Source organism: Streptomyces sp. YIM 98790 (genome assembly GCF_011421595.1).
Classification (GTDB): Bacteria; Actinomycetota; Actinomycetes; order Streptomycetales; family Streptomycetaceae; genus Streptomyces.
Map to the genome: position 1 here is coordinate 1 of NZ_WTLH01000066.1, position 16175 is coordinate 16175.

Annotated in this window: 2 protein-coding genes and 1 pseudogene; 1 reads left to right on the forward strand and 2 read right to left on the reverse strand. The window is 76.2% G+C overall.

Annotated elements, in window-relative coordinates; genetic code table 11:
- A partial coding sequence (locus GQS09_RS13535) for a thioester reductase domain-containing protein (RefSeq protein ID WP_165986298.1) occupies nt 1–2018 on the forward strand: 2018 nt, incomplete at its 5' end.
- A gap of 61 nt (nt 2019–2079) precedes the next feature.
- Here the strand turns inward: GQS09_RS13535 and GQS09_RS13540 are convergent.
- Nucleotides 2080–7584 (reverse strand): annotated as a pseudogene (locus GQS09_RS13540) (SDR family NAD(P)-dependent oxidoreductase); the annotation flags it as partial.
- A 53-nt stretch (nt 7585–7637) separates the two neighbouring features.
- Complete coding sequence (locus tag GQS09_RS13545) at nt 7638–15965, reverse strand: type I polyketide synthase (protein WP_165986300.1); 8328 nt, start codon at nt 15963–15965, stop codon at nt 7638–7640.
- Nucleotides 15966–16175: the final 210 nt, after the last annotated feature.

The following is a 16175-nucleotide window of genomic DNA, read 5'->3' on the forward strand; positions in this document are numbered from 1 at the left end:
TCGTGCACACCGCAGGCGTCATCGACGACGGCATCCTCACCGCCCTCACCCCCGACCGCCTCACCTCCGTCCTGCGCCCCAAGGCCGACGCCGCATGGCACCTGCACACCCTCACCCGCCACCACCCCCTGACCATGTTCGTCCTCTTCTCCTCCGTCGCGGGGGTCGTCGGCTCGCCGGGGCAGGCCAACTACTCGGCCGCCAACCAGTTCCTCGACGCACTCGCACACCACCGCCGGGCGAACGGCCTGCCGGCCCACTCCCTCGCCTGGGCGGCGTGGGCACAGCAGCACGGCATGGCGTCCCGGCTGTCCGAAGTGGACTGGAACCGGGCGACGCAGTCGGGCCTGCGGCCGATCTCGCCGGACGAGGGCCCCGGGCTGTTCGACGCGGCGCTCGCCGCCGGGCATCCCACGACGGTGCCGATGCACCTCGACATCCCGCTGATCGAGCGGCAGCCCGGCCCGGTCCTCCCCGTGCTGCGGGGTCTGGTCCGCAGGCCGGCCCGGCGGGTCGTCAGCGCGGCCGCCGAGCACACCGGCCAGTTCGCGGAACGCCTCGCCGGGCTCGACGAGTCCGGCCGGCGGGAGCTGCTGTTCGACCTGGTGCGCACCTCCGTGGGCGCGGTGCTCGGCCACCGCGGAACCGGCGACATCGGCGACACCACCGCCTTCGCCGCGCTGGGCTTCGACTCGCTGACCGCGGTCGAGCTGCGGAACCGGCTGGAGAGCGAGACGGGCCTGCGCCTGCCGCCGACCCTGCTGTTCGACCACACGACCCCCGCGGCGCTGATCACGTTCCTCGATGCGGAGCTCGCCAGCCGGGCCGGGAGCCCGGCGCCGTCCGCGGTGGATTTCGCCGCCGAGGTGCGGCTGGCCGAGGACGTGGTCCCGGCCGAGGACGTCACCACCGTGGTCGGCGACCCCGGGCAGGTGTTCCTCACCGGGGCGACCGGGTTCGTCGGTGCCTTCCTGCTCAGGGACCTCATGCGCTCGACCGGGGCCACCGTGCACTGCCTGGTCCGGGCGGCCGACGAGACGTCCGCGCTCGACCGGCTGCGCACCAGCCTGACCTGGTACGGCATCTGGGACGAGATCGACCGCGGCCGGCTGTCGGTCCTCACCGGCGATCTGGCCGCACCGCGCTTCGGCCTCGGCGCCGAGCGGTTCGACCGGCTCGCCCGGGAGATCGACGTGGTGTACCACGCGGGCGCGACGGTCAACTGGCTGCACCCGTACCCGTCGCTGAAGGCGGCCAATGTGACCGGCACCGAGGAGGCGCTCCGGCTCGCCGCGCTGCACCGGACGGTTCCGCTGCACTACGTGTCGAGCACCGGTGTCTTCGCCGGGCCGGCGCCCGGCGGCGCCGGTCTGGCCCCGGAGGATCCCACCGGGCCGCCGGAGAAGCTGACCAACGGGTACCGGCAGAGCAAGTACGTCGCCGAGAAGATCATCGGACTTGCCCGGGAACGCGGCCTGCCGGTGTCGGTCTACCGCGCCGACGTCATCTCCGGCGCGCAGACCAACGGCGCCTGCCAGGACCGGGACTTCGTCTGGCTGAGCCTGAAGGGCAGCCTGCAGGCACGGGCGGTCCCGGCCGGCGCCAACGCGCTCTTCCCGATGGTGCCGGTGGACTACGTCAGCGCGGCGATCGTGACGCTGTCCCGCACCACGGGCGGCCGGACCTTCCACCTGTTCAACCCGGTGGCGGTCAGCTTCGCCGACATGGTGGCGCGGCTGCGCACGTCCGGCTACGTCCTGGACGAGGTGCCCTGGGACGAGTTCGTCGCCACCGTCCGGGCCGACCGGGACAACGCGCTCTTCCCGGTGATCGACATCTTCCGCAGCTACATGACGGCCGGCGAGGCGCTGTACATGCGCATGGACGTCAGCGCGACGGAGGCCGCCCTGGCCGGCACGGGCATCTCCTGCCCGGAGATCGACGCCGAACTGTTCCGCCGGTACACGGAGTTCTTCGCCGGCGCCGGCTACTTCCCGGCACCGGCGGAGCTCGGGTAGGAACCGCCCCCGCCGCGTCCGGCGCCCGCGCTCACCGCGCGGGCGCCGGACGGACGCGGGATCAAGCGCCGTCCAGGAACTGGAAGAGTTCCTCGTCGGTCGCGGCGGTGACATCGAGCCTGGCGTCGGCGCGGTCGGCGGAACCCCGGAGCGCGCGCAGCTTCACCAGCAGGCCCTCGATGCGGTCGGCGATCTTGTCGCCGTCCGGGCCGGTCGCCGCCGACACGGTCAGCGCCGACTCCGCCCGGTCCAGCTCGGTCAGGACCGATCCCGTGGGTGCCGACGCCGGTGCTCCCGTCGGCGCCGGGGCACGGGCGGCCAGCCTGCGGTCCAGCTCACGGGCGACGGCGTCCGCCGTCGGGTGGTCGAACACCAGCGTGTGCGGGAGCCGCAGGCCCGTCTCGGCGCCGATCCGGTTCCGGAACTCCACGGCGGACACCGAATCGAGCCCGAGGTCGGAGAACGCACGGGCGGGGTCGACCTGCCGGCCCGCCGGGTAGCCCAGCACGTCGGCCATCCGGGTGCGCACCAGGCCGAGCAGGGCCTCGTACCGGTCGTCCTCCGGCAGACCGGCCAGCCGGTCCGCCGCGGAGCCCGGTCCGGCGGGCGCCGGCCGCGCCGGCCGCGCCATGCTCCGGCGGCCCGCGAGCTGCCGCATGATCGGGGGCACGTCCGCCTGGCCGCGCATCGAGGCCAGGTCGAGGCCGACCGGAACCAGCACCGGCTCGTCGGCGCCGAGGGCGGCGTCCAGCAGCGCCAGGCCCTCCTCCGTGGAGGACAGGGTCACGCCGAGACGGGCCAGCCTGGCCAGGTCCACGTCCGTGAGGTGCTCGGTCATCGTGCTGCGCTCGGCCCACATGCCCCACGCCAGCGACACCGCGGGCAGGCCCTGCGCCCGCCGGTGCTGGGCGAGCGCGTCCAGGTAGGCGTTGCCCGCCGCGTAGTTGGCCTGTCCCGCCGGGCCGATCAGGCCGGACATGGAGGAGAACAGCACGAACGCCGACAGGCCGAGGTCGCGGGTCAGCTCGTGCAGATTCCACGCGGCGAGCATCTTGGGGCTCAGCACCGCGTCGAGCCGCTGCGGGGTCAGCTCGGTCAGCACCCCGTCGTCGACCACGCCGGCCGCGTGCACGACCGCGGTCAGCGGGGCGTCGGCCGGTATCCCGGCGAGCAGGCCGGACAGTGCGGCCCGGTCGGCCGTGTCGCAGGCGGCCAGCACGACCTCGGCCCCCAGCTCGGTCAGCTCGGCCGCCAGTTCCGCGCCCCGGGGCGAGTCGCCGCCCGCGCGGCTGGCCAGCACCAGGCGCCGCACCCCGTGCGCGGCCACCAGGTGCCGTGCCACGACCCCGCCGAGCGTGCCGGTGCCGCCGGTGACGAGGACCGTGCCGGTGCCGAACGCCGCCGGGGGTGCGGTGGCGCCGCCCGCTCCGGCCCGGACCAGCCTGGGGACCAGCACCCGGCCCGACCGGACGGCCAGCTGCGGCTCCTCCGCGACCAGCGCCGCCACCTCGTCCCACGGCACCGGCCCGGCACTCCCGTCCGCGCCGAGGTCCGGGACGTCGATGTCCACGTCCAGCAGCCCGAACCGGCCCGGGTTCTCGGTCTGTGCCGACCGCACCAGGCCCCACACCCCGGCCTGGGCGAGCCCGGTGACCGGCTCCCCCTGCCCGGTGGACACCGCTCCGGCGGTCACCAGTACCAGCGTGCCGGAGGCGAACCGCTCGTCGGCGAGCCACTCCTGCATGACGGCGAGCACCTCACCGGTGACCTGCCGGGCGTCCGGCCCGGCCGGGCAGCGCAGGAACACCACCCCCGGACCGGCGGGGATGTCCGCCGGCCCGGGCGCGAACGTCCAGCGGACGGGCTCCGCCGCCCCGGCGGGCACGGCCGGCCAGTCCACCCGGAACAGCGACTCCCCTGGCGTTCCCGGCCCGCCCGCCGGCATCTGCCGGAACCGCAGGCCGTCGACCGACGCCACCGGCGCACCGGCGGTATCGGCGAGCCGGATCGCCACCGTCTCCTCGCCGGAGGGCGACATCCGCACCCGCAGCGCGGACGCCCCGGCGGCCGACAGGGACACTCCCGACCAGGTGAACGGCAGGACGGCGCCGTCCGTCCGGCCGAGGAAGGAGCCGTACCAGACCGCGTGCAGCGCCGCGTCCAGCAGCGCCGGGTGCAGGCCGAACCGGTCCGCCTCGGCCGCCGGTCCGGGCGCGAGGGCGACCTCGGCGAACACCTCGTCCCCGCGCCGCCACAGCGCCGTGAGCCCCTGGAACGCCGGGCCGTAGTCGTAGCCCCGCTCCGCGAGACCGGTGTAGACGTCGTCGAGCGGGACCCGCTCCGCGTCCTCCGGAGGCCATGCCATGGCGCCTGCCCCGGCGTCGGCCGCTGCCGGCCCGGACCGGACGGCCAGCGAGCCGTCGGCGTGCCGGACCCACTCGCCGTCCTCCTCCCGGGCGTACACCGACACCGCGCGGTGTCCCGGCTCGCCGGCGTCCCCGACCACGACCTGGACCCGGGCGCCGCTCCGCTCGTCCAGGACCAGCGGCGTGTGCACGGTCAGTTCCTCGATCCGCTCGCAGCCGGCCTCCCGGCCGGCGCGCAGCGCCATCTCCACGAACGCCGCGCCCGGCACGATCACCCGGCCCAGCACCGCGTGGTCGGCCAGCCACGGCTGGCTCTCCGCCGACAGCCGGCCGGTCAGGACCACCTCGCCGGACTCCGGCAGCGTCAGCACCGCGCCCAGCAGCGGATGTTCTCCCTCGGACAGGCCCGCGGCGCGCAGGCCGCCCGCCTGCGCCGGTACGTCCATCCAGTACCGGTCGCGCTGGAACGCGTAGGTCGGCACCTCCACGGCGCTCGCGCCCGTCCCGGCGAACACCCGGTGCCAGTCCGCCTCGACGCCGTGCGCGTACGCCGCGGCCAGTGCGGTGAGCGCGGTGGCCGGTTCCGGGCGGTCGGCCCGCAGCACCGGCAGGGCGACCGGTACCGCCGCCTGCGGCGTGCCGTGTTCGGTGAAGCACTGTTCGGCCATGGTGGTCACCGCGGCGTCCGGGCCCACGCCGAGGAACCGGACGGCCCCGTCGTCCTGGAGACGGCGCACCGCGGCGGCGAACCGCACCGGCTCGCGCACCTGGCGCACCCAGTACTCCGGAGAGAGCACCGATTCCGCCGTCAGCGGTTCGCCGGTGACCGTCGACACCAGCGGCAGCACCGGTTCGTGGAAGGCCACACCGGCCAGCACCTCGCGGTAGGGCTCCAGCATCGGGTCCATCAGGGGGGAGTGGAACGCGTGGCTCACCCGCAGCCGCTTCGTCCGCCGGCCGAGGGAGGCGAAATGCCCGGCGGCCCGGAGCACCGCGTCCTCCGCCCCGGACACGACCACCGACTCCGGCCCGTTCACGGCGGCGATGCCGGCCTCGTCACCGGCCAGCACCGACGCGACCTCGTCCTCGGTGGCCTGCACCGACACCATCGCGCCGCCCGCGGGCAGCGACTCCATCAGCCGGCCGCGCGCCGCCACCACCCGGCACGCGTCGTCACGTGTCCACAGTCCCGCGGCGAAGGCCGCCGACAGCTCGCCGATCGAGTGCCCGGCCAGCACCTCCGGCCGGACGCCCCAGGATTCGAGCAGCCGGGTCAGCGCGACCTCCACCGCGAACAGCGCGGGCTGCGCCCATCCGGTGCGGTCCAGCAGTTCCGCCTCCGCATCGGTCCCGGCGAGCAGCACCTCGCGCAGCGGCCGGTCCAGCAGGCCGTCGAACCCGGCGCAGATCTCGTCCAGCGCCGTCGCGAACGCCGGGAACGCCGCGTACAGCTCCCGGCCCATGCCGGGGCGCTGGGTGCCCTGGCCGGCGAACACGAAGGCGGTGCGGCCCGGGTGCGCGACACCGCGCACCACGCCGGGCCCGGCGGCGCCGGAGGCGACCGCCCGCAGGCCGGCGAGCAGTCCGTCCCGGTCCTCCGCCACCACCGCGGCGCGCTGCTCGAACGCGGTCCGCGTGGTCGCCAGTGAGCAGGCGACGTCAAGCGGGTCCATGGACTCCACGGCGGACAGCAGCCGCCCCGCCTGGCCGGCCAGCGCGTCCGGAGTCCTGCCGGACAGCACCAGCGGTACCAGCGGCAGCGGCGCCCGGGCCTCCGCCCCGTCCTGTGCCGCCCCGTCCTGCGCCGCCCCGTCCTGTGGTGACGCGGCCGGTGGTGACACGGTCCCGGGCGCCTGTTCCAGGATCAGGTGCGCGTTGGTGCCGCTGATGCCGAACGAGGACACCGCGGCCCGCCTCGGCTCGCCCGTGACCGGCCACTCCCGCCGCTCGGTCAGCAGCCGCACCGTGCCCGCCGACCAGTCCACATGCGAGGAGGGGGTGTCCACGTGCAGGGTTCTGGGCAGCACCCCGTGCCGGAGCGCCAGCACCATCTTGATCACGCCGCCGACCCCGGCCGCGGCCTGGGTGTGCCCGATGTTCGACTTCAGCGACCCGAGCCACAGCGGCCGGTCGCGGTCGAGGCCGTAGGTGTCCAGCAGGGCCTGCGCCTCGATCGGGTCGCCGAGACTGGTGCCGGTGCCGTGCGCCTCGACCGCGTCCACGTCCGCGGGGGCCAGACCGGCGTCCTCCAGCGCCTGCCGGATCACCCGCTGCTGGGACGGCCCGTTCGGCGCGGTGAACCCGTTGGACGCGCCGTCCTGGTTGACCGCGCTGCCGCGCACCACGGCGAGCACCGGATGCCCGAGCCGCACGGCGTCCGAGAGCCGCTCCACCAGGAGCATGCCGACCCCCTCCGCCCAGCCGGTGCCGTCGGCGCCGTCGGCGAAGGACTTGCAGCGGCCGTCGGCCGCCAGCCCGCGCTGGCGGCTGAACGCGACGAGCATGCCCGGGGTGGACATCACCGTGGCGCCGCCGGCCAGCGCCAGCGTGCACTCGCCGCGGCGCAGCGACTGCACCGCCAGGTGCAGCGCGACCAGCGACGACGAGCACGCCGTGTCCACGGTGACGGCGGGCCCCTCGAAGCCGAAGGTGTACGCGATCCGCCCGGAGGCGGCGCTGTTCGTGGTACCGGTGAGCAGGTGCGCCTCCGCGCCTCCGGTGGCCTGGTGCAGCCGGGGTCCGTAGTCCGGTGCCATGGCCCCGGCGAACACGCCGACCCGGCCGCCGCGCAGCGAGGCGGGGCGGATGCGGGCCCGCTCCAGGGCCTCCCACGAGGTCTCCAGCAGCAGCCGCTGCTGCGGGTCCATCGCCAGCGCCTCCCGCGGCGAGATCCCGAAGAACTCCGGGTCGAACTCGGTGGCCCCGCGCAGGAATCCGCCGCGCCGGGTGTAGGTGCGGCCGGGTGTGCCGGGGTCCGGGTCGTACAGTGACTCCAGGTCCCAGCCGCGGTCGGCGGGGAACTCGGTGATCGCGTCGCCGCCGGCTTCGAGCAGCCGCCACAGGTCGTCCGGCGAGCCGATGCCGCCGGGGAAGCGGCAGGCCATGCCGACGATGGCCACCGGTTCCCGGTCCGCCTCGCCGGAGCCGCCCGACCGCTCGGCGTCCCGCAGCCGTTGCCTGGTCTGCTGCAGCTCGGCCGTGACCCGCTTGAGGTACTCGACCAGCTTCTCTTCGTTGCTCACTTGCCCCCCGTTCAGGACGTGCCGAGTTCGCCGTCGATGAGGTCGAAGAGCTCGTCGAGCTCCAGTCCGTCCAGCTCCCCTGCCGGCCGCCCGGGCTCCGCGGCCGGTTCCGCCGGGCGGAGGGCCGCGCCGAGGTGGGCGGCGAGTGCGGACGGTGTCGGGTAGTCGAACACCAGCGTGGCCCGCAGGCGCAGGCCGGTCGCCGCCCCCAGCCGGTTGCGCAGCTCCACCGCCGTCAGCGAGTCGAAGCCGAGCTCCTTGAAGCTCCGGCCGGGGTCGACCGTCCCCGGTGTGCCGTGGGCCAGCACGGTGGCGGTGTGTTCGCGCACCAGGCCGAGCAGGGTCTCCTCGCGGTCCGCGTCGGACATCCGGGCCAGGCTGTCGGCGAGCGGCACGGTGCCGCCGGGCCGGCCGGCGGCGGCCTCCGCCCGCCTGACCCGGTCCCGGACCACGTCCCGCAGCAGCGCCGGCACCGTGCCGTGCTCCCGCACCGCGGCCGGGTCGAGCCGGGCCGGGACCAGCAGGGCCGCGCCGGAGGAGACCGCGGCGTCGAACAGGGCCAGGCCCTCCGCCGAGGACAGCGGGGCCAGGCCGGCCCGGCGCATCCGGCTCAGGTCGGTGTCCGCGAGGTGGCCGGTCATGCCGCTGGCCTGGGCCCACAGGCCCCAGGCGAGGGACACGGCCGGCAGGCCCCGCGCCGCGCGGTGCTGGGCCAGGGTGTCCAGGAACGCGTTGGCCGCGGCGTAGTTGGCCTGTCCGGGCAGCCCGAGGATGCCGGCGGCCGAGGAGAACAGCACGAACATGGACAGGTCGAGTCCGCGGGTCAGCTCGTGCAGGTTCAGGGCGGCGTCGACCTTCGGCCGCAGGACGCGTGCGAGCTGCTCCGGCCGCATCGCCTCCAGCACGCTGTCGTCGAGCAGCCCTGCGGCGTGCACCACGCCCGTCAGCGGACGCCCGGCCGGGACCGACGCCAGCAGCGCGGCCAGCGCGTCCCGGTCGGCGGCGTCGCAGGCGGCCACGGTGACCGTCGCGCCCAGCCCGGTCAGCTCCGCGGCGAGCTCGGCCGCGCCGGGCGAGTCCGGTCCGCGCCTGCTGGCCAGCACCAGGTGTGACACCCCGTACCGGGACACCAGGTGCCGGGCGAACAGGCCGCCGAGGGTACCGGTGGCGCCGGTGACCAGCACGGTGCCCGCCGCGAGTGCGGGCCGGGCCGCCGGCATTCCGGTGACCCGGGCCAGCCGGGGCACCACCAGCCGTCCCTTCCGGACCGCGAGCTGCGGCTCCCCGGTGGCCAGGGCGGCCGGCAGCGCCGCGACGGACGCCTCGTGGCCGTCGAGGTCGACGAGGGTGAACCGGTCCGGGTGCTCCCGCTGCGCCGACCGGACCATGCCCCACACCCCGGCGCCCGCCACTCCGGGCACGTCCGTCCCGGCCGGCTCCTCGACCGGCTCGGTGACCACGGCGTTCCGGGTGAGCAGTACCAGCCGCGACCCGGCGAACCGCTCGTCGGCCAGCCACTCCTGGATCAGGTGCAGGGCCCGGCCGGCCACGGCGTGGGCGCCGCCCGCGGTGGGCTCCCCGGTCAGCGCGGCGAACACCGTCTCCGGGGCCGGTCCGGCGCCGGCCAGGGCGGCGAGGCCGGGGTGGCACGGCACTCCGAGCCCGAGTTCGTCGGCGCCGACCGCCGCCCACGTGCGGGGACCGCCGGAGTCCTGCGGCACGGGCGCCTCGCGTGCCTCGACCCAGTCCACCCGGAACAGCGCGTCCGGCGGGCCCGCGGCCGGTCCGCCGGCCGGGACCGGGCGCAGCGCCAGCGACTCCACCGAGGCCACCGGCGCCCCGGTGCCGTCGGCGAGCCGCAGCGAGACCGTGTCCGGGCCGTCCGGGACGATCCGCACCCGCAGCGCGGAGGCACCGGCCGCGCGCAGCGACACCCCCTGCCAGGAGAACGGCAGCAGGCAGTGCGGGCCGTCGCCGACCGCGGCGTGCAGTGCCGCGTCCAGCAGCGCCGGGTGCAGTCCGAACCGGCCGGCGTCCGCCTCCGCCTCCGCGGGCAGCGCGGCCTCGGCGAAGATCTCCTCGCCCCGCCGCCACCAGGAGCGCAGACCCTGGAACGACGGTCCGTAGCGGTAGCCGAGCCCGGTCCAGCGGTCGTATCCGCCGTCCCACTCCACCGGCACCGCGCCCGGCGGCGGCCAGGCGGCCAGGTCGAACTCCTCGGCCGGGCCGGAGGCGAGCACCCCGCTCGCGTGCCGGGTCCATCCGCCGGAACCGTCCGCCGGACGGGCGTGGACGGCCAGCTCACGGCGGCCCGACGGGTCCGGCTCGCCGACCGTGACCCGTACCGCGACCCCGCCGTGCGGCGGCAGGACCAGCGGCACCTCGCAGGTCAGCTCGGCCACCCGGTCGCAGCCGACCTCGTCCCCCGCGCGGACCGCGAGTTCGACGAAGGCCGCGCCGGGCAGCAGCACCGATTCGCCGAGCCCGTGGTCGGCCAGCCACGGCTGGGCCTGCAGGGAGAGCTGTCCGGTGAGCATCAGGCCGCCGGAGTCCGGCAGTTCCACCACCGCGCCGAGCAGCGGGTGGTCCGCCGCGGCCAGCCCGGCCGCCGTGACGTCCGCCGCCCGGCCGGCCGGAGCCGGTTCGAGCCAGAAGCGCCGCCGCCGGAACACGGAGGTGGGTACGTCGGTCCGCCGGGCGCCGGGGAAGACGGCCCGCCAGTCGGGGTTCACGCCGTGCGCGTAGACCTCGGCCAGCGAGGTCAGGAACCGCTCCGGGCCGCCGTCGTCGCGGCGCAGGGAGCCGACGGCGGCCGCCTGCTCCGCCACGTCCTCGACCGCCGCCGTCAGCACCGGGTGCGGGCTGACCTCGACGAACACCGAGTGCCCCTGCTCGGCCAGCACGCCGACGGTCTCGGCGAAGCGGACCTGGTGACGCAGATTGCGGTACCAGTACCCGCCGTCCAGGCCGGTGGTGTCCAGCGGGCCGGCGGTCACCGTGGACCAGAACGGGATCGCCGAGGGGCGGGGGGACAGCCCGTCCAGGACCCTGGCCAGCTCGTCCGCGATCCGCTCCACCTGCGCCGAATGGGACGCGTAGTCCACCGGGAGCCGCTTGGTCCGCACCCCGGCGGTCTCGCACTCGGCGGCCAGTTCCTCCAGCGCCTCCACCTCCCCGGCGACGACGACCGCCCCCGGGCCGTTCACCACCGCCACCGAGAGGCGGCCGTCCCACCGGCGGAGGCGTCCGGCGGCCTCCTCCTCGGACAGGGCGACCGAGAGCATGCCGCCGGTGCCGGACAGCGCCAGGATGGCCCTGCTGCGCAGGGCGACGACCTTTGCCGCGTCCTGGAGGCCGAGCGCCCCGGCCACGCAGGCGGCGGCGATCTCGCCCTGGGAGTGGCCGATCACCGCGGCGGGCTCCACTCCGCAGGAGCGCCACAGGGCGGCCAGCGACACCATCACCGCGAACAGCGCGGGCTGGACGACGTCCACCCGCTCCAGCGCGGCCGGGTCGCCCAGCACCTCGAACAGGTCCCAGTCGACGTGCGGGGCGAGGGCGCCGGCGCAGGCCCGCATCGACTCGGCGAACACCGGCGAGGACTCCAGCAGTTCCACCGCCATCCCGGCCCACTGCGATCCCTGGCCGGGGAAGACGAACACCACCCCGCCCGTCTCGCGCGCGGTGCCGCGGACCGTGCCGGGTGCCTCGGTGCCGGCGGCGAGCGCGGCCAGGCCCCGGCGCAGCGCGGGCAGGTCCGCCCCGACGACGGCGGCCCGGTGCGGCAGGCCGGAGCGGGCGGCGGCCAGCGAGTAGCCGGTGTCCGCCGGGTCCAGCCCGGGGTGGGCGTCCATGAAGGCCAGCAGGGCGGCGGCCTGGTCCGGCACCGCGTCCTCGCTCGCCGCGGAGAACACCCACGGCAGCACCGGACCGGCCGGCCCGCCGGCCGCCTGCTCGGCCGGTGCCTGCTCCGCAGGTGTCTGCTCCTGGGGTGTCTGCTCCTGGGGTGCCTGCTCGATGACGACGTGTGCGTTGGTGCCGCTGATGCCGAACGAGGACACCCCGGCCCGGCGCGGCCGGCCGGCATCCGGCCACTCCCGGGCCTCGGTCACCAGCTCCAGCGCGCCGCCGGCCCAGTCCACGTGCGGGCTCGGCCGCTCGGCGTGCAGGGTCCGCGGCACCGTCCCGTGCCGCAGCGCCTGCACCATCTTGATCACGCCGGCCACCCCGGCGGCGGCCTGGGTGTGGCCGATGTTGGACTTCAGCGACCCCAGCAGCAGCGGACGGTCCGGCTCCCGGCCGCGGCCGTAGGTGCCCGCGAGCGCCTCGGCCTCGATCGGGTCGCCGAGCACCGTCCCGGTGCCGTGCGCCTCCACCACGTCGACGTCCGCGGCGGACAGTCCGGCGTCGGCCAGCGCCTGGCGGATCACCCGTTCCTGGGCGTCTCCGTTCGGCGCGGTCAGCCCGTTGGACGCGCCGTCCTGGTTGATCGCGCTGCCCCGCAGCACGGCCAGCACCCGGTGCCCGTTGCGCCGCGCGTCCGACAGCCGTTCGAGCACCACGATTCCCGCGCCCTCGGCCCACCCGGTGCCGTCCGCGGCGGCGGAGAACGCCTTGCACCGGCCGTCCGCGGCCAGCCCGCGCTGCCGGCTGAACTCCACGAACATCCCGGGGGTGGACATCACGGCGACGCCGCCGGCCAGCGCCAGCGCACACTCCCCGTCCCGCAGCGACCGCGCCGCGAGGTGCAGCGCCACCAGCGACGAGGAGCACGCGGTGTCCACGGTGACCGCGGGGCCCCGGAGCCCGAGCGTGTAGGCGATCCGGCCGGACGCGACGCTGATCGTGCTGCCGGTCAGCCGGTAGCCGTCGGACTCGGCGTGCGCGGCGTGCAGCCGGGGGCCGTATTCCTGGGCCATGGCACCGACGAAGACCCCCACGGGTGCGCCGCGCCGCCCCGCGGGGTCGAGCCCGGCCCGTTCCAGCGCCTCCCAGGACGTCTCCAGCAGCAGCCGCTGCTGCGGGTCCATCGCCAGCGCCTCCCGCGGCGAGATGCCGAAGAACTCGGGGTCGAACTGGTCGGCGTCGTACAGGAAGCCGCCGTACCGGGTGCTGGACGTGCCCGCCCGGTCCGGGTCGGGGCCGTGCAGCGACTCCAGGTCCCAGCCGCGGTTGGCCGGGAACTCCGCGATCGCGTCGGTCCCGTCCATCACCAGCCGCCACAGATCCTCCGGCGAGGCGACGCCGCCGGGGAGCCGGCAGGCCATCCCGACGATCGCGACGGGCTCGTCGGCCGCCGTCCCGGCGGCGGGTCCGGCGGACTTCCGGCCGCCCGACGCCAGCTCCCGCAGATGGCCGGCGAGCCGGGCCGGGGTCGGGTGGCGGTACAGCACCCCGGCCGGCAGGGCGAGTCCGGTCGCGGCGCTCAGCCGGTCCCGGAGTTCCACGGCGGACAGGGAGTCGACCCCGAGTTCCTTGAAGGTCGTGCCGGGGTCGACCGCGTCGCCGTCCGGGTGGCCGAGCACCACCGCGAGGGTGGACCGCACCAGCCGCAGCATCCCCGGGCCGGAGGGCGGCACCGCGGCGCCCGCGGCGGGGGCGTCCGCCGCCGCGGGCGCCGCCAGGGGCTCGGCCGGTGACTCGGCAGGGGACTCGGCCGGGGACTCGGCCGGGAGTCCCGCCGGGGCTTGCCCGGCGGGGGCGGCGGCCGGCACGGCGGTCGTCCCGGTGAGCCAGTGGCGCTCGCGCTGGAAAGCGTAGCCGGGCAGGCTCACCGTGCGGGCGCCGCGCAGGGCGAACACCCGGGACCAGTCCACCCCGACACCGCGCACGTGCAGCTCGGCGAGCGACGCCAGGAACCGTTCCGGCCCGCCCTCACCCCGGCGCAGCGAGCCGGTGACCACACCGGATGCCGGGCCGGCCTGCTCCACGGTGTCCCGCAGTGCCGGCAGGAGCACCGGGTGCGGGCTGCACTCGACGAACACCGTGTGCCCGTCCCGCAGCAGCGCCGTGGTCGCCTGTTCCAGCTCCACGGTCTGCCGGAGGTTCCGGTACCAGTACGCGGCGTCCAGCCCGGCGGTGTCGAGCGGGCCGCCGGTCACCGTGGAGTAGAACGGCACCGAGGAGGGCATGGGCCGGATTCCGTCCAGCACGCGGTGCAGCCGCTCCCGGATCTGTTCCACATGGGACGAATGGGAGGCGTAGTCGACCGCGATCCGCCGTGTCTCGACGCCTTCCGCGCTCCACCGCGCGACCAGCTCGTCGAGCGCGCCGGGGTCGCCGGAGAGCACCACGGACGACGGGCCGTTCGCCGCCGCGAGCGACACCGCGCCGCCGAACTCGGCCAGCCGGCCGCGCACTTCACCGGCCGGCCGGAGCACCGACACCATCCCGCCGCGGCCGGACAGCGCCGACAGGGCCTGGCTGCGCAGCGTCACCACCCGCGCGGCGTCCTCCAGCGAGAGCGCGCCCGCCACGCAGGCGGCGGCGATCTCGCCCTGGGAATGGCCCACCACCGCGGCCGGCTCGACCCCGCAGGACCGCCACAGCCTCGCCAGCGACACCATCACCGCGAACAGCGCGGGCTGCACGACGTCCACCCGCTCCAGCGCGGACGCGTCCCGCAGCACCTCGCGCAGCGACCAGTCGACATGGGGTGCGAAGGCTTCCTCGCAGGCCCGGACCGACTCGGCGAACTCCGGCACGCGGTCGAGCAGCCCGACCGCCATGCCGGCCCACTGCGCCCCCTGACCGGGGAAGACGAACACCACCTTGCCGTCCGCGGTGGCCTGTCCCTCGACCACGCCGGCCACGGCCTCGCCGCCGGCCAGCCCGGCCAGCCGCCGCCGCAGTTCCGCCCGGTCGCCGCCGACCACGACGGCACGGTGCCGGAAGGCGGTGCGGGTGGTGGCCAGGGACAGCCCGATGTCGGCGGCGGAGGCGTCCCCTTCGTCCACGAAGGCCAGCAGGCGGGCGGCCTGGGCGCGGAGCGCCTCCGCGGTGCGGCCGGAGACCGGCCACACCAGCGCGCCGCTCTCCGGGAGCCCGCCGGCCGGCGGGGCCGGCGCCGGGGCGGGCTGCGGGGGCTCGCTGACCACCAGGTGACAGTTGGTGCCGCCCATCCCGAACGAACTCACCCCGGCCACCAGCGGACGGTCCGGTTCCGGCCACGGCGTCAGCTCGGTCTGCACCCGCAGCCCGAGGTCGTCGAGGGGGATGTCCGGGTGCGGGGTGGCGAAGTTCAGGCTCGGCGGCAGCAGCCGGTGCCGGATGCTCAGCGCCACCTTGAGCAGCCCGGCGATCCCGCCCGCACCCTCCAGATGGCCGATGTTGGTCTTGACCGAGCCCACCGGCAGCGGTGCGTCCGGCCGCCGGCCGCGCCCCAGCGCGGCACCGAGCGCCGCGGCCTCGATCGGGTCGCCCACCCTGGTGCCGCTGCCGTGCAGTTCCACGTACTGCACGTCGCGCCGGGCGACGCCGGCCCGCCGGTACGCCTGCCGGACGACCTCCTCCTGCGCGGAGCGGCTCGGCACGGTGAGGCCGGTGTGCTCGCCCTCCCCCGCGCCGTCGTTGTTCACGGCGCCGCCGTCCAGGACGCAGTAGATGTCGTCGCCGTCGGCGAGTGCGGCGGCCAGCGGCTTGAGGACGACGGCACCGCCGCCCTCGCCGCGGACGAACCCGTTGGCCCGCGCGTCGAAGGTGAAGCACCGGCCGTCCGGTGACAGGCCGCCGAACCGCACCGCGCCGAGCGTCGGTTCGGCCAGGATGTTCAGATTCACGCCCCCGGCGATCGCCGTCGCGCACTCACCGCGGCGCAGGCTCTCGCACGCCAGCTGCACCGCCACCAGGGAAGAGGACTGCGCGGTGTCCACGGTCATGCTCGGGCCGCGCAGGCCGAGGTGGTGGGAGACCCGGTTGGCGATGATCCCGCGGCGGGTTCCGGTCATGGTGTGCCGGCCGATTCCGGCCGCGCCGAGCCGGTCCTGCAGCGCCGCGTAGTCGTCCCACATGACGCCCACGAACACCCCGGTGTCCCGGCCGAGTCCGGCGGGGACGATCCGCGCGTCCTCCAGCGCCTCCCAGGCCAGCTCCAGCATCAGCCGCTGCTGCGGGTCCATCGCGGCCGCCTCGCGCGGTGAGACCCCGAAGAATCCCGCGTCGAAGCGGTCGATGCCGTCGAGGAAGCCGCCCAGGCGGTGCGGCAGCCCGGCGCCGCGCCACCGGTCCTCGGGGGCCTCGCGCACGGCGTCGGCCCCGTCCCGCAGCAGTCTCCAGAACTCGCGGCCGTCGCCGGCCCCAGGTAACCGACAAGCCAACCCGACCACGGCGATCCGTCTCATGGCCACAGTCAACAATGTGCGACGACCGAACGCTTGTTTCATGGGCCCAAAAACCGGCGCCGGATCTGGTGGCCGGAAACAATCGCGGCCGGCGGCGCCGGGCGCGGCGAAAAAAGTGCATCGGTATTGCCGGGCGGCCCATGGACCGGACTGTCCCGGGCTGCCCAGCAATACCGACGCACGAAGTGGAGGAGAAGAGCGGCCACGCCG